This window comes from Streptomyces sp. NPDC034084 (assembly GCF_055575535.1).
On record NZ_JBVISK010000002.1, the window covers coordinates 560,656 to 575,138 of the forward strand.

Here is a 14,483-nt window from a genome sequence, read left to right on the forward strand (position 1 = left end):
GGCGGACGGAAGGGGAAGGGGCGGGGCCGGACCGCGTGAGCGGTGGCCCGGCTCCTTACTTCTTCCGTCACCGGCTGGATTCGACATGACCGTCCGGGGGCTCGCGGGTGTGCGAACGCTGAATGCTATTCGGCGAGGGTGTCCGTGATCGCGGCCGAGGCGTCCCTCGCCGCCTTGAGCGGGTCCCTGCCCTGGAGGACGGCCGTCATGTACGGCTTGATGGGATTGTCGGCCTCGACGTCCGCCCACTGCGGGGAGTTGGGGGTGGCCCGGCCGCGTGCGGCACCCTTCGCCATGACGGCCGTGGCCTCCTGGCCGGCGACGACGGAGGCGAGGCTCTTCTTGTTGGGCACGTAGCCCATGGTGCGGGCGAGTTCGGCTTGCCACTTCTCGCCGGCGAGCGCCTTGACGACGTCGAGGGCCGCTCCGCGCTGGGGCGCGTTCTCCGGGATGATGAGGTCGGAGCCACCGGTGAAGACGGCACAGGGCCGGCCGGCCTTCTTGCCCGGTATCGGGAAGTAGCCGAGCCTGTCCTTGAGGTCCGGGTTGACCTTGAGGACGGCGGCGACGGCGCTGGGTGTCGCGATGAACTGGGCGACGTCACCCCTGGCGAAGACGTCGGCCTGCGGCGGGGTCTGCTCGTCGGCGTTCTTCGGGCCGGAGCCGAGGGCCTGCAGCTCCTTGTAGAAGGCCATCCCGCGCTGGGCGGCGGGGCTGTCGAGCGCGCCGGTCCACTGGCCGCCCCTGTCGACGGCGAGTTCGCCGCCCTCGTCCCAGATGAAGCCGGCGAGGGTGTACCAGTCCTGTCCGGCGAGGTAGATGCCCTGGGAGCCGTTCCTGTTGAGTTTCTCGGTGTCGTCGAGCCACTCGGCGCGGGTGGCCGGCGGCTTGTCGATTCCGGCGTCCTCGAACAGGTCCTTGTTGTAGATGACGATCCGGTTGGCCGCGTACCAGGGGATGCCGTACTGGGCCCCGGCGATGCTGCCGGGCTCGGCGAGGCCGGGCAGCCAGTCCTCGCTGCCGAGGTCGCGGACCGACTCCAGGGTGAGGTCGAACAGCTTGTCGGTGTCGGCGTACTGGGCGACCTGGGTGTTGCCGACCTCGATGACGTCGGGGCCACCGGAGCCCTGGATGGCCTCGGTGACCTTCTTCCCGATGCCGGTCCAGTCCTGGATGGCGAACTCGAGCTCGACCCCGTCGTGCTCCTGCTCGTATGCGTCGGTGAACCGCGAGAGGAAGTCCTCGCTGGCGCTGTCCCGCATGAGCCAGATGTGCACGGTCTTCGTCCCGCCGTCCCCGCCCGGCAGCATCCCGCAGCCGGCGAGGGCGAGCGCGGTGGCGGCGGCCAGGGGACAGGCCAGATGGCGGTTCTTCACGTGGGTCACCTTCTGCTCAGGTTCAGCACAGGGTCGTGCGCATGGGGGGCTGACCCGGCATGGGGGGACCGAACGGGGTGTTCGCGCGGGTATGTGGCCTGGATTCTGGTCTGGACCAACGAGATGGTCAAGTCCTTGACGATCCGGTTCCGCGCCCGGCCGGAGATCCTGTCCCGTCGACTCCGGTGGTTACCGGTGGGTCGGGCGGCCCTCGTCGTGTCGCGCGCCGACGCGCCCTGGGGCACCGTGGAGGGAACGCACCGAGAGGAGTTCGGCCCCCATGTCGAATCACACGTACCGCGTCACCGAGATCGTCGGCACCTCCACCGAGGGCGTCGACGCGGCCATCCGCAACGGCATCAAGCGCGCCTCGCAGACCCTGAGGGGACTCGACTGGTTCGAGGTCACGCAGGTACGCGGCCACATCGTCGACGGCGCGATCGAGCACTACCAGGTCGGCCTGAAGGTCGGTTTCCGCCTGGAGGACGAGGACTGACCGTGTCCGCCGGGCCTCAGATGCCGCCTCAGGTGCGGCCCTCCTTCTCCTGAGCCTCCCTCAGCGCCTCGGAGGACACCGCCCAGCCGGCACGCACGACCCGGAAGCCCGCCGCCTCCGCCGCGTCGCACACCGCCGGGTCGTCGTCGACCAGCATCCTGACGGCGCGGTCGGCGGCGAGCCGACGCAGGATCTCCACCTTGGTCACCCGGGCCGGCCGGAAGTCGCGGTGGCGCCGCATGTGGACCGGCCCCTCCGGGAGCCCCTGTTCGGCCAGCCAGGCCACGGTCGCCCGGCGGCAGCGCTCGGGGCGCCCGGTGAGGTAGACCACTTCGCACTCCTCGGCCGCCTCACGGCAGAGCGCGATGCCCTCCTCAAGCGGCGGATCGTCGGGCGCCGCCGCGAAGAAGGCGTCCCAGTCCTTGGGCTTGCGCTCCAGGAAGTGCTGGCGGTGCGCGGTCGCGGCCAGGGTGTTGTCGAGGTCGAAGACGGCCAGGGGCCTGTTGTCCGATGTCACGGGCCCCAGCGTAGGAGCCGCACGGCGAGGCCGCCCGGGGATTCCCCCGGGGTTTCGCGGGTCAACCCGCCGGGACGAAGCCGAGGTGGGTGTAGAGCCGGGCGGCGGGATTGCCGTCCGTGACCACCAGGGTGAGTTCGGACTCCCCCTCGGCGTGGAGGGCCGCGGCGCTGTGGGTGAGGAGAGCCCGCGCCAGGCCCCTGGAGGCGTGCGCGGGGTCGGTGAGCGCGAAGGCCACGAGCGGTCGGGACTTCCAGCGGGTCACGAGCGAGAGCGAGACCGGCACGGAGCCGCACCAGGCGGCTCGTGTCGCCCGCCGGTCGACCGCGCCGAACTCACCCGCGAGCGCGGCGGCCAGCTCGGCCCGGTGCCAGTCCACGGACTCGCCGCTATCGTCCACCCCGCCCCGGTACGCGCGGTGGGACAGCGCGCCCAGGAGCGGGGCGTCCGCCGGGGTGACGGAGGCGGCCCGGTACGCGTCGGGCAGGGGGTACGGGCGCGGCGGCGCGGTCAGATCCCAGCGCATGAGGGTGCGCCGGGCCGGTGCGGAGGGCGGCGGGGCCGCGCTCACACGGTCCGCCTCGGGCGGGGGGCGGGAAGGGGGACAGCGGGCCGGGCGGGATCGGCGAGATCGGGGCGGGCCTCGACGACGAGGTCCTCGAAGCGCTCCCAGCCGTTCGCGGCGAGGTAGCGCTCCTCCTCGGGGCGGAGCGGGAAGAGCCACCAGAGTTCGACCCGCCGGCCCGCAGCTCTGACCTGCCCGAACGACCGGTCGTGGTAGACGGCCCGGCTCACGTAGAGGTGGTCGGCGCCCAGGGCGGCGGCGACCTCGGGGCGGCAGCGTACGGCCGAGCCCCGGTTGACGACCACGCCGGAGGCGAGGCAGTCCTCGGCGACCTGGGTTAAAGCGGCGGTCAGAGCGGGCTGCCAGGCGTCGTCGACCGCGATGGCGAGGAACTCGACCCGTACGGAACGCCGGCGGATCGTCGAGGCGAGATCCGTATCGGACACGCCGACCGTGCTGAGGGTGGTGCCCGGCACGCCCGGCTGCGCGGTCGCCCAGATCTCCACCGGTCCGGGGCCGGCGAGCGGCGCGTCGGGGACGGGTGCGGCCGCCTTTGACAGGACGTGGTCGCGGACGTGGTCGGACAGGAGCGGTTCGGGGGTACGCGGATTCATCTGGTGGACCTCGGGTCGGCGGGACGGGGCGCGGGGCAGGAGGAACCAGGGCCTCGGGTGACGGGTTCGGCGGGCAGGGTGCGCAGTCCTTGGGAGAACGAGGTGGCGTACGCGGACGCGGTGTCCGGCAGGTGCCAGCGCGCGGCGGCCGGGGCGGCACCGTGGGCCAGTCCGGTCAGCAGGGCGCGGGCCCAGGGGGCGCCGGGGCAGGCGTGGCGGCCGTGCCCGAACGCGGTGTGCGGCACGGAGCCGGGGCCTTGGCCGGGGGCGGCGAAGACCAGGAGGACGCGCTCTCCCGCCGCGATGTCGTGGCCGGCGAGCGCGGTGTGGCGGACGGCCGTACGACGGGCCTGGAGGATCGGGGGGTGGTGGCGCAGGGTGTCGTCCAGGAGGGCCGGCAGGTCCCCGGGCAGGCCCCCGGCCGCCGCGCCGCCCCCGGGCAGCGCCCGCAGCAGCTGGGCCCCGGCCGAGACCGTCGCCCCGAAGCCCGCCTTGACGAGGAGGACCCAGTTGAGCGCGAACCCGGCGGTGGACGACGTCAGCCGGGTGGCCAACGCGGTGGCGAGGTCGTCGGCGGGGCGGGCGGTGCGGTGCCGGCGCAGCCGGGCGCACAGGTGAAGGAAGGCGCGCAGCGCCCGCTCTTCGGCCCCGGGATCGGCCGACATCTCGCTGCTGTCCACGCACCAGGACCGGAACTCCTCCCGCAAGCCCTGCGGAACGCCCAGGAGTTCGCCCAGCGCGTCCGCCACGACGGGCACGACCACGTCCCGCACGAGGTCGGCGGCGCACGGCCCCGGCCCGGCACCGCCACCCGTACCGATCCCGCCGACCGGACGGAAGAGGGCGGACGTTCGGGCGGCGGTGGCCTCCCGTACCCGCTCGCCCAGGCCACGGGCGATGTCGGCGCGCAGCGGGGCGGAGAGGCCCCGCCGCATCCGGGTGTGCGGGCCGTCGGGCAGCCCGGGGAGCTGGAGGCGCAGCAGAGCGGTCTCCTCGGGCGACGGATCGCCCATCGCCGTGCCGAGCAGCTCTCCGCTGAAGTCCCGTGGCCTCAGCGCCGCCTCCCGCAGCGCGCGGTGCCCCGCGACGGCCCATGCCCGCGCCCCGTCGCGGGTGCGCACGGCGACACAGGGCCCCCGGGTGTGGAGGTACGGGAGCAGGCCGGCGCTCAGGGCCGCCGGGTAGAGGGAGCTGTCGTCCCAGGCTTCGAGGAGGGCGGTGACGGGGGCCGGGGCGGCGTTCACGCCACACGCGCCACGGTGCGGGACGCCAGTGCGTCGAGGGTGCCGCGCGCGTCGCCGTCCTCGCGCAGGACGGCGGTCAGGGCCGCCCAGGCCTCCGGGGCGGCCCACCAGCGCGGGCCCCAGCCGTCCGTCAGACACCGGAGTGCCTCGTCACGCCAGGCGAATCCGGCCAGGTAGGCGCGGGGCTGGAGGCCGTCGGTGGCGTCCTGGAGCAGGGCTTGGGGAGAGCGGTCGACGCGGAGGCGGCCGGCGAGTTCGCGGGCCAGGGCGAGAGCGTCGGCCGGTGTGGCGTCGGGCGGCAGTTCGTCGTCGACGGCCGCCGCCGCGCGGAACATCTGACGGTCGAGGAGCTCGGTGGAGGTGGCGGTGGTGCGTACGGCTTCGGTGTACGCCTCCGGGAGGCCGAGCGTCGCGAGCCACTCCGGATCGGTGGCCAGGGACTCCAGGAGCAGGGCCCACCCCTCGGCTCGCACGGGGTCGAAGCGCCAGCGGCTCTCCAGCGGCGAGTCCGGTGCGCGCAGGGCGTGTTCGGCGACGTGGGCGAGCTCGTGGAGGAGGTGGGCGAGGGCGGGGACGGCGGGGGTGGTGGAGAGGACGAGGACACTGCGGCCCGGTAGCCGTACGGGGACGGCCACGGCGCTCGTCCACACCTTCCGTACGAGCGTGACCCGGTGCTCCGGGGGCAGCAGGCCGGACTGCCGCAGCCGGGTGACCAGGAGCCGCAGCAGGGTGCCGGTGGGCGGCGGCGCGACCGCCGGACCGTGACGGCCCTCGCGGAGAGCGGTCCTGAACGCGGGCGTCGTCACGTCCTCGTCCCGGCCCGCTCCGGCCCAGCGGCGCAGCAGCCCGTCGACGGGTTCCACCGGTCCGCCGCAGTGGAGCAGCCAGGCGCGGGTGGCCGCCGTGAGGGGGAACGGCCGGCCCTCCTCCCACCACGGGTCTCCGGTCCTTCGCCGCTCCAGGAATCCCGCCGCCAGCTCCGCCGCGTCCATCGCGGCGAGACGCCGGTCGACGGCGGCTCGGCGGGTGGCCGGATCGGCGGTGGGGCTCGTGTCCAGGGCGAGCAGGGGCGCGAGCGGCACCCCCGGGCCGTGCGGTGCGAGGTGGGTCAGCAGCCGCCGTACGCCCCCGGAGGCGGAGGCGGGCATCGGTCCGGGGTCCGCGCCGAGCCCGAGGTGGGCGAGCACCCGTGCTTCGAGGTACGCCTCCTCAGGCCACGGCATGGGCTCACCTGCTCCGGCCGCAGAGCCAGGCCGTCAGCGCCCCTCCGGCGGCGAGTCCGGCCGCTGCGATCGACCAGGTGACGGTGACAGAGTCGATGGCGGTCACGAACGATCCGACGACGAAGAGCCCGACTCCGGTCACCGCCCCCGACACCAGGGAGACGAAGGACAGCATGGTGGCGCGGTTGGCGTTGGTGAGCCGGTCGTTGACCGCGCCCTGGATGACCGGCATCGCCACGCCCGAGGCCGCGGAGAAGCACACGTACAGCGCGACCGCCTGCCAGGCGCCGTCGCTGTGCGCGGTCAGCAGGAGCAGCACAGCGGCGGCGAACGACGCGGCCAGGACGATCGGTGAACGGGCGACGCCCCGCTTGGTGCGCAGTCTGCGCACCAGGTCGAGCAGCGGGATCTGCACCAGGGGGCCGGCGCAGCGCACCAGGCCGAGCAGCACCAGACTGGTGGTGAACTCCCCTTCCAGGTACGTCGTCCACTGCACACCCGGCAGGCTGCTCATCAGCGCCGCGAAGGCGACCGCCCCGGCGAGGAACATCAGGACCCGGTCCCCGCGCAGCGCCGCCCCGGTCCCGCCCAGGTTCTCCCGCAGGGCCGTCGAGAGCGAGAGCCCGGCGGGGCGTGGGGTCCGGCTGTGTTCGCGCATCACCAGGGGCAGGACGGCCGCGGTCACGGCGCACACCACCGCCGACAGGAGGAAGGGCAGGGCCAGGCTCCGGGTGCCGATGAGGGCGCCCACCAGGACGCCGGAGATCAGTCCGGAGTTGGAGGCGATGCGGCTGCGGGTGAACAGCGCGTCGACCGTCTCGTCCGCGCCGAAGTGCTCGCTCTCGTCGACCGCCCACGCCTCGAGCGCTCCCGATTCGAAGGTCGTACCGATGGAGACCAGGACGTGCGCGAGCAGCAGGACGGGAAGGTCGTGCGCGAAGAACAGCGCCCCGAACCCCACCGCCCGGAACACGAAGCTGGCGATGACCGAGCTGCGCCGGCCGAGCAGGTCGGCGACCATGCCGGTCGGGATCTCGAAGACCGCCTCGGCCAGCCACACCACCGCGACCGTGGCGAAGATCGCCCCCGGGCTCAGACCGATGGAGGCGAAATAGAGGATGGACGTGGCGGCCCAGGTGAAGTCGATGAAGTAGCCGACGTACGACAGGCCGTAGAACATCCTGGTCGTACGGCGGATCGCCGCCAGGTCCTTCACGCGGGGCGGCCCGGTGTCCGCACCGACGGGCACGGACGGCTCCTGGGACGGCAGATCAGTGGTCAAGGTCTTCCTTATACGTCATGCACGAGGACAGGGTCACGCGAACCGGGTGAGCAGCGAGGGGTCCCGCTCGATGTGCTCGTCGCCCACCGACTCCCGTACGCGTGCGAGCAGTTCGGGGAGTGCGGCCTGCGGAGCCCCGGTGGTGGGCAGGTGGGCACCGTACTCCTCCTGGACGGACATCCGGCCACTCCCGGCCACCTCCACCAGATGCTGCATGTAGAGGTAGGGGACGTGTCGCAGGGCGACGAGGTCCAGCTGGAGCTGGGAGAGACGCTCGCCGCTGCGGCCGCAGGCACGCCACTTCTCGGCGCACAGCTCGCCGTCGGCGAGGGCGGTGTCGATGGCGGGCTGCCAGGTGCGGCGGAACCAGCGCATGCCGGCGGCGACCGCGGCGACGTCCTCGTTCTCGTACAGGCCCACGATGTCGGGGAGTTCGTTGGGGGCGAAGACGCGGCCGTGCCGCCGCTCGTAGAACTCCCGGATGGGGGTGCCCTGGTAGAGCACGAGGGTGGTGTAGATCGCCTCGTGCGGGACGTAGTCGTAGAAGCCGAGCCGTCGGAGGAACGCGAGGTTCATCCGCAGGTCGGCCAGGGTGGTGGCCGGGTCGAACATGATGAAGTCGACGACGATCTCCAGGCCGAGCCGCTGCAGCGTGCGGACCGCGTCGACGTTGACCTGCGGCGACACGCCCTTCGCCAGCCGTTCCAGCATGGTGGGTGAGGCGCTTTCGATGCCGAGCTCGACGAACCGCAGACCGATCTCCTTCATCCGCGCCAGGACGTCCTCACTGCGGAGGATCTGATTGACGCGGGTGCCGAAGCTGACCGTGATCTCGGGGTCGTACGCGTGGATCGCCTCGATGACGGCGAGGGAACGGCGTGGGCTGACGTAGAAGTTGGCGTCACTGAAGTAGATGTGCTGGTACGTGATGCCGTCCCGCTGCCGGAAGTACTCGATCTCCTCCACGACGGACTCCGGCGAGCGGGTCCGGTAGCGGCGCCCGATGGTGAGCACCCCGCAGAAGGAGCAGTTGTACGGGCAGCTCCGGCTGGTGTTGACGGTCAGGGCGGGCTTGAGCCGGCCGCTGACGTCGTCGAAGTACGACAGGGTCGGGTACCCCGAGTCGGAGGTGAACCGCGCGTCGGGGAACGGCAGGGTGTCCAGGTCCTCGATGAACGGCGGGTCCTCCCGGGACGCCACCTCCCCGCCGGGCTCCCGCCAGGTCGTGCCGAGGACGCCGGTCACCGGTCGGCGTGCGGCGACCCGTCGCGCGATCTCCAGCATCGGTTCCTCGCCTTCGCGGCGCACCACCAGATCGACCTGCGGGTGCGCGGCGACCAGGTGGTCGGCGACCGCGGTCGCGTGCGGGCCGCCCAGCACGACCAGGGCGGCCGGGTTGCGCTCCTTGATCCACGCGGCCATGCGCAGGGCGTTGTCGGCGGACTCGTTGTAGACGGAGAAGCCCACGACGTCGTACGTGTCGAGCCGGTGTTCGGCGGCGAGCAGCTCCGGCTCGCGGAGCGCGCCGCCGAAGTCGAAGCCCTCGCTCTCCAGGCCGTGGGAGCGCAGGTACGCCATCACGTAGGCGAGCCCGATCGGCTTGGACTTGCGGCGGTCCGAGTACCCGACGGAGGGGTTCACGAACGCGATGGCCGGGGTGAACTCGGCCGCCTCGGCGGGGGTGAGCGCCGGGGCGATTCGCAGGACCTCCGGCCGCTGCCGGGTCCCGGGGGTCTTCCGCGTCGCCGGAGTGGTCCGCGTCATCAGTTCCCCCGCTCCGGGAGGAGCACGCCGCCGGCGAGGAGGGACAGCGCGAACTCACGGTCGCCGCCGTCCAGTTCGTCCAGGGTGATCTGCTCGGTGAGCAGCGCGCGCCAGACCTTGGAGGCGGCGGTGTTGAGCCGTACGCACTGCCCTTGCGGGCCGCCTTCGGCCACGTAGACATGGCCGGCCTCGTCGAGCCAGCGATGAGTCGTCCGCATCCCGTTCTTCCCTGTGGTCCGTGTCCTCGGTGGGGTGGAGCCGGTGGTGGTCCCGGTTCGCCGCGTGGGCGAGCCGGGACCACCGGTGCTGACCGGCAGGTCAGGTGGCGGTCCAGGTGCGGCCGAGCATCTTCACGTAGCTCGCCCCACCCAGGCTGACGGCCTCGGCCGCGGCCTCGTCGGCGTCCTCGAAGCCGTCCAGGGACAGCTCCTCGGCCAGCTTCGCCACGAGTTCCTGGTCGGTGGACTTGGTGGTCATGTTGTTCACCTCCCCCGTTCGTTCCGTACGTCCCCCGGGGACTGCGTCCCGGGGGGCCGCTCGATCACCATCAGGCCGGCGTCGAGCAGGTCCGTGAGCGCCCGGGCCACCGTGGGGGCGGCCGAGCCGGGCGCGGCGGCCTGGAGGGAACGGACGGCGAGGCCGCTGTCCACCCCGTCGCACGCGGTGAAGAAGGTCCACTGGTACGCGTTGAGCACGTGGACGTCCCACGGCTCGGAGGTGGCCACGAGGCCGAGGTCGGGCTCCGGCCGCCAGGCCCGGTGCCCGGCAGTGGTACGGCGGAGGATGCCTGCGGGAGGGTCGGGAGGGCGGTCCAGGGTGCTCGGCCGGGCCGGCGGCTCCGGCTTCCGCTCCGACTCCGGCCCCCGCTCCCGCGGCGGCTCCCGCCTCGGCGCCGGCTCAGCCAGAGCCGCCCCGCCGCCGGCGTCCTGCGGCGCGTCCTCCAGGACCTCGCGCAGCCACCGTGCCATCCGCACGCCGGCCGGCCCCAGGTCGCGGGAGGCGTCCCCCAGCAGCTCCGTCAGCAGATACGCGGCGCGCTCGCGGCAGACCGGGAGACCGGTCGCCCGACTCCGTGCGGGCGGGTCGTGACGTTCGTACAGCGCGACGAGGTGGACGTACACATGGGCGGCGGCCAGTGCGCGGTTGGCCATCCACCGGTGCGGCGCCCCGGACGCGTCCCGGTGCCAGGGGATCGGCAGCAGCAGGGCGCTGTCGTCGACCACGCCCGCGCGGTAGACCGGCCGGGTCAGGGTGAGTGCGTTGAGCTTGAGATGGAGGGCTTCGTGCAGCAGGGCTTCGGCCAGGCGGTCGGGGTCGGCGGTCATGCGGCGTTCGACGAAAATGATTCTCGGCTGCGAGAGAAGCGTTCCACTGGTGAAAAGATCACCGTCGAAGAAGGCGATTCCGTCGATGAACGGCAATGTCTCACGGGCGATCTCCGGTACGGCCGCGCAGAGCAGTTCCGCCGCCGCCTCGACGGCCTTCCGTTCCGTTTCCCCGGCGGCGTAGAGCGCATTGATCTCGGGTTTTCCGCCCGCCTCGGGGAGGGCACGGGAATGCGTTTCGCGTGAGGTCGGCGCGGTGAGCGCGTATCGCAGGAAAGCCGCTTCGACGGCCGAGGTCAGCGGCCCGTGCACGCCTTGCCACAGCCAGACGGCCTGCTGTCGCCGCTCGCCGATCCGCGCCGTGCGCACGTGCGGCGGCTCCGCACCGGTCGGTGACAGCCCCGCCCGCCGGGCGGCCCGTGGCGCGACGGCGGCGGCCAGTACGGACGACGGTTCGGCCACCGGCTCGTGCAGAGCGTCGAACATCGACTGCAGCGCGGCCCAGACGGCCGGGTCTTCGGCGATCTCCGGGTCGACCGTGACGTCGTCGCCGTGGCCGAAGCGCCGCAGGGCGGCCGCGAGCGTGAACCCGAGGACGTGCCGGGCGCGCCGCCGCATCGCGTCCGCGCGGCCGAAGTCCCGGTGCGTGGCCAGGAGCTCGGCGCGTCCGGGCGCCACCTCGGTGAGCTGCTCAGTCATAGGTGGGCACCGCCCCGATGTCGTACTCGTATCCCCGGCCGGCCTCGTCGAAGGTGCGGCGGACGGCCTGGCGGACGGTGGCCGGGATCTGCTGTGGGTGGCGGCGGTGGAAGGCACGCTCGTGCTGGAACATCACGAAGGTCTCGGGCCGGCCGAACCCGTAGCGGGCGTGGTCCTCGCCGAAGCAGGGGGCGAAGCAGAGGACGAACGCCCGGTGCTCGCCCCACTGGAACCAGTGGCTGGGGTCCGTGACGTCCTCCGGCGACACCGCGGGACGCGGGGGTGTCGATCGCGCCCCGTACCAGTCGAAGACCTCGACTGTGGTCTTCTCCAGCCGCTCCAGCGACTCCCCCGCCCAGCCCGGCAGTTCGAGGACGTACCCATCGGCCTCGCCGGTCAGACACTCCGCGAACGCGGCACGGAAAGACGGAAAGCTGCGTTCCAGATGTTCTTCGAGGGGCGCGGCGGAATCACTCGGCGGTGAGGTGCGGATGACAGAACGTGCCGCGTAATGGCATTCGCTCCGGTCCAGCACATACTGAAACGCGTTCTGGCTCATACCCGCCCCCCGCCGGATATCCACGCTCACTTCGGGAGTGATGAAACTCCCTGGTCGCTCGCCTCACCATTGACGACCACGACGGGACAAGGCGTCAATGCGTCATCCGAAGCTTGGCCGGAATCTCGTAGTGGCGTGAAAGTGTGTCTTGCGCGGAGGCGCAAAGCAGCCTGAAGGGCGGCCGGACCTGGCCGGAGGCACGGGCGCGAGGCGGGCCCCGTGGCCCCGGACCAGCTCCTTCGCACCGGCGGCCCGGCAGCGCCGGGGCGGACGTGAGGAGCGGCGGACCGGTCGCCCCCGAGGGGCAGACCGCCTGGCCGCCCCTCGCGAGGGGCGTACGGTTGGCGAGTTCACGCAACACGCGGCGGCCGGCGATGTCCCGTGGGACCGACCGGGGCAAACACGACGATTCGATAAAGTCGCCTCATGCACGACACCCCCCACGATCCGTACGTCCGCGTCCGAGGCGCCCGCGAGCACAACCTCGCCGGAGTCGACGTCGACATCCCCCGTGACGCGCTCGTCGTGTTCACCGGGGTCTCCGGCTCCGGCAAGTCGTCGCTGGCCTTCGGGACGATCTACGCCGAGGCCCAGCGACGCTACTTCGAGTCGGTCGCCCCGTACGCACGGCGGCTGATCCACCAGGTGGGGGCGCCGGCGGTCGGTGAGATCACGGGGTTGCCGCCGGCGGTCTCCCTGGAGCAGCGCCGGTCGTCGCCGAACGCCCGGTCCTCCGTCGGTACGGTGACCACCCTCTCCAACTCCCTGCGGATGCTGCTCTCCCGCGCCGGGCACTACCCGGAGGGCGCGGAGAGGCTCGACTCCGACGCCTTCTCCCCCAACACGGCGGCAGGCGCCTGCCCTTCGTGCCAGGGGCTCGGGCTGATCCACGACACGAGCGAGGAACTCCTGGTCCCGGATCCCCATCTGTCGATTCGTCAGGGAGCGATCGCCGCGTGGCCCGGTGCCTGGCAGGGGAAGAACCTGCGGGACGTGCTCGACACCCTCGGATACGACGTCGACCGGCCGTGGCGGGAGCTCGACGAGAAGGACCGGGAGTGGATCCTCTTCACGGACGAGCAGCCGGTCGTCACCGTGCACCCGGTGCGGGAGGCGGGCCGTATCCAGCGCCCGTACCAGGGCACGTACATGAGCGCACGGCGCTACGTCCTGCGGACCTTCGCCGACTCGAAGAGTCCGTCGCTGCGCGCGAAGGCGGAGCGCTTCCTCACCAGCGCGCCCTGCCCGGCCTGCGGCGGCGGCCGGCTGCGGCCGGAGGCGCTCGCGGTCACCTTCGCCGGCCGGAACGTCGCCGAGCTCGCCGCCCTGCCGCTCACCGCCCTGTCCGGTCTCCTCTCGACGGCCGCGGCGACGGCGGAGGGCTCCTCGGAGACCGCGCGCGTCCTCACCGACGACCTCGTCGCCCGGATCGGCACGGTCGACGAACTCGGCCTCGGCTACCTCAGCCTGGACCGCGCCACCCCCACGCTCTCCAACGGGGAGCTCCAGCGGCTGCGGCTCGCGACCCAGCTGCGCTCCGGCCTCTTCGGCGTGGTGTACGTCCTCGACGAACCCTCCGCCGGGCTGCACCCGGCCGACACCGAGGCGTTGCTCGTGGTCCTCGACCGGCTCAAGGCCGCCGGGAACTCGGTCTTCGTCGTCGAGCACCATCTCGACGTCATCCGGCATGCCGACTGGCTCGTGGACGTCGGTCCGCGCGCCGGCGTGCACGGCGGGCGGGTGCTGCACAGCGGCCCGCCGGAGGAACTGGCCGGGGTCGAGGAGTCGGCGACCCGGCGGTTCCTCTTCGACCGGACGCCCGCACCGGCGCGGGCGGTGCGGGCGGTGCGGGAACCGGCGGGCTGGCTGCGGCCGGGGCCGGTCACCCGGCACAACCTGCGGGCGGTGGACACGGCCTTCCCGGTCGGCGTCCTCACCGCCGTCACCGGCGTCTCGGGCTCCGGCAAGTCCACCCTCGTCGACGCACTCACCGAGGAAGTGGCGGGCGTAGGACGCCTGGTGACGGTGGACCAGCGGCCGATCGGCCGGACACCGCGCTCCAACCTCGCCACGTACACGGGTCTCTTCGACGTGGTGCGCAAGCTCTTCACGGAGACGGAGGAGGCCAGAGCGCGCGGGTACAAGGCGGGCCGCTTCTCCTTCAACGTGCCCGGCGGCCGCTGCGAGACCTGCCAGGGCGAGGGCTTCGTCTCGGTGGAACTGCTCTTCCTGCCCAGTACGTACGCCCCCTGTCCCGACTGCCACGGCGCCCGCTACCACCCGGACACCCTCCAGGTGCGCCTGCGCGGCCTCACCATCGCCGAGGTCCTCGACCTCACCGTCGAGTCCGCCGCCGTCTTCTTCGACGGCACCCCCGCCGCCGCCCGGAGCCTGCGCACCCTCCTCGACGTGGGCCTGGGCTATCTGCGGCTCGGGCAGCCGGCCACCGAGCTGTCCGGCGGTGAGGCCCAGCGCGTCAAACTCGCCTCGGAACTCCAGCGGGCGCGCCGTGCGCACACCCTCTACGTCCTGGACGAGCCGACGACCGGCCTGCACCCGGCCGACGTCGAGGTCCTGATGCGCCAGCTCCACGGTCTCGTGGACGCCGGGCACACGGTGATCGTCGTCGAGCACGACATGGACGTCGTCGCCACCGCCGACTGGGTCGTCGACCTCGGCCCCGGCGGCGGCGACCAGGGCGGCCGGGTGGTGGCGGCGGGTCCTCCGGACCGGGTGGCGCGGGCGGCGGGCAGCCGCACGGCGCCGTATCTGGCCCGCGCCCTGGGGTTCGACGAGCGGCGCTGACCGCTCCGCCGGGA

General features: G+C 72.9%; 14 protein-coding genes. 2 read left to right on the forward strand and 12 right to left on the reverse strand.

Translation table 11 applies throughout. From position 1 onward, the window contains the following. Window positions 1-125: 125 nt before the first annotated feature. A complete protein-coding gene (locus ACZ51I_RS07925) occupies window positions 126-1,376 on the reverse strand; it encodes an extracellular solute-binding protein (protein ID WP_468872456.1) in 1,251 nt (416 codons plus the stop codon). Between the two features lie 280 nt (window positions 1,377-1,656). Between ACZ51I_RS07925 and ACZ51I_RS07930 the strand changes: the two genes are divergently transcribed. Further along, window positions 1,657-1,872: a dodecin gene (locus tag ACZ51I_RS07930; RefSeq protein ID WP_468872458.1), complete on the forward strand. Its 216-nt coding sequence runs from the start codon at window positions 1,657-1,659 to the stop codon at window positions 1,870-1,872. 28 nt (window positions 1,873-1,900) lie between these two features. Here the strand turns inward: ACZ51I_RS07930 and ACZ51I_RS07935 are convergent, their stop codons facing one another. The 11 genes from ACZ51I_RS07935 to ACZ51I_RS07985 all read right to left on the reverse strand — a co-directional run bounded on the left by ACZ51I_RS07935 (window position 1,901) and on the right by ACZ51I_RS07985 (window position 11,664). Further along, window positions 1,901-2,389, reverse strand: a complete 489-nt coding sequence (locus ACZ51I_RS07935) for a phosphatase domain-containing protein (protein ID WP_468872461.1) — start codon at window positions 2,387-2,389, stop codon at window positions 1,901-1,903. A gap of 61 nt (window positions 2,390-2,450) precedes the next feature. Then, window positions 2,451-2,960 carry a GNAT family N-acetyltransferase gene (locus tag ACZ51I_RS07940; RefSeq protein ID WP_468872462.1) on the reverse strand — a complete coding sequence of 170 codons (510 nt, stop codon included), beginning with the start codon at window positions 2,958-2,960 and terminating at the stop codon, window positions 2,451-2,453. Beyond that, entirely contained in the window at window positions 2,957-3,568 is a 612-nt protein-coding gene (locus tag ACZ51I_RS07945) for a suppressor of fused domain protein (RefSeq protein ID WP_468872465.1), read from the reverse strand. Before ACZ51I_RS07945 ends, ACZ51I_RS07940 begins: the two co-directional genes overlap by 4 nt. Next, complete coding sequence (locus ACZ51I_RS07950) at window positions 3,565-4,812, reverse strand: cytochrome P450 family protein (protein ID WP_468872467.1); 1,248 nt, start codon at window positions 4,810-4,812, stop codon at window positions 3,565-3,567. Before ACZ51I_RS07950 ends, ACZ51I_RS07945 begins: the two co-directional genes overlap by 4 nt. Beyond that, on the reverse strand, window positions 4,809-6,035 hold the full coding sequence (locus ACZ51I_RS07955) for a hypothetical protein (protein ID WP_468872468.1): 1,227 nt from the start codon (window positions 6,033-6,035) through the stop codon (window positions 4,809-4,811). The genes ACZ51I_RS07950 and ACZ51I_RS07955 overlap by 4 nt, the downstream gene beginning before the upstream one ends. 4 nt (window positions 6,036-6,039) lie before the next feature. Continuing rightward, on the reverse strand, window positions 6,040-7,317 hold the full coding sequence (locus ACZ51I_RS07960; RefSeq protein ID WP_468872471.1) for an MFS transporter: 1,278 nt from the start codon (window positions 7,315-7,317) through the stop codon (window positions 6,040-6,042). A gap of 33 nt (window positions 7,318-7,350) precedes the next feature. Further along, entirely contained in the window at window positions 7,351-9,081 is a 1,731-nt protein-coding gene (locus ACZ51I_RS07965) for a B12-binding domain-containing radical SAM protein (RefSeq protein WP_468872473.1), read from the reverse strand. Continuing rightward, entirely contained in the window at window positions 9,081-9,299 is a 219-nt protein-coding gene (locus tag ACZ51I_RS07970; RefSeq protein ID WP_468872475.1) for a hypothetical protein, read from the reverse strand. Before ACZ51I_RS07970 ends, ACZ51I_RS07965 begins: the two co-directional genes overlap by 1 nt. 100 nt (window positions 9,300-9,399) lie before the next feature. Further along, window positions 9,400-9,558: a hypothetical protein gene (locus ACZ51I_RS07975; protein ID WP_306083473.1), complete on the reverse strand. Its 159-nt coding sequence runs from the start codon at window positions 9,556-9,558 to the stop codon at window positions 9,400-9,402. 5 nt (window positions 9,559-9,563) lie between these two features. Further along, complete coding sequence (locus tag ACZ51I_RS07980) at window positions 9,564-11,105, reverse strand: aKG-HExxH-type peptide beta-hydroxylase (RefSeq protein WP_468872479.1); 1,542 nt, start codon at window positions 11,103-11,105, stop codon at window positions 9,564-9,566. After that, on the reverse strand, window positions 11,098-11,664 hold the full coding sequence (locus tag ACZ51I_RS07985; RefSeq protein WP_468872481.1) for a hypothetical protein: 567 nt from the start codon (window positions 11,662-11,664) through the stop codon (window positions 11,098-11,100). Before ACZ51I_RS07985 ends, ACZ51I_RS07980 begins: the two co-directional genes overlap by 8 nt. A gap of 426 nt (window positions 11,665-12,090) precedes the next feature. On the opposite strand from ACZ51I_RS07985, the gene ACZ51I_RS07990 reads away from it, so the two are divergent. Continuing rightward, window positions 12,091-14,469 (forward strand): ATP-binding cassette domain-containing protein, encoded by a 2,379-nt coding sequence (locus ACZ51I_RS07990; RefSeq protein WP_468872483.1) that lies wholly within the window; start codon window positions 12,091-12,093, stop codon window positions 14,467-14,469. Window positions 14,470-14,483: the final 14 nt, after the last annotated feature.

What these genes read in the sequence shown, in the direction of transcription:
- ACZ51I_RS07930 (WP_468872458.1), top strand. Translation starts at nt 1,657, where the DNA reads ATGTCGAATCACACGTACCGCGTCACCGAGATCGTCGGCACCTCCACC.
- ACZ51I_RS07945 (WP_468872465.1), bottom strand. Translation starts at nt 3,568, where the DNA reads ATGAATCCGCGTACCCCCGAACCGCTCCTGTCCGACCACGTCCGCGAC.
- ACZ51I_RS07955 (WP_468872468.1), bottom strand. Translation starts at nt 6,035, where the DNA reads ATGCCGTGGCCTGAGGAGGCGTACCTCGAAGCACGGGTGCTCGCCCAC.
- ACZ51I_RS07965 (WP_468872473.1), bottom strand. Translation starts at nt 9,081, where the DNA reads ATGACGCGGACCACTCCGGCGACGCGGAAGACCCCCGGGACCCGGCAG.
- ACZ51I_RS07970 (WP_468872475.1), bottom strand. Translation starts at nt 9,299, where the DNA reads ATGCGGACGACTCATCGCTGGCTCGACGAGGCCGGCCATGTCTACGTG.
- ACZ51I_RS07975 (WP_306083473.1), bottom strand. Translation starts at nt 9,558, where the DNA reads ATGACCACCAAGTCCACCGACCAGGAACTCGTGGCGAAGCTGGCCGAG.
- ACZ51I_RS07980 (WP_468872479.1), bottom strand. Translation starts at nt 11,105, where the DNA reads ATGACTGAGCAGCTCACCGAGGTGGCGCCCGGACGCGCCGAGCTCCTG.
- ACZ51I_RS07985 (WP_468872481.1), bottom strand. Translation starts at nt 11,664, where the DNA reads ATGAGCCAGAACGCGTTTCAGTATGTGCTGGACCGGAGCGAATGCCAT.
- ACZ51I_RS07990 (WP_468872483.1), top strand. Translation starts at nt 12,091, where the DNA reads ATGCACGACACCCCCCACGATCCGTACGTCCGCGTCCGAGGCGCCCGC.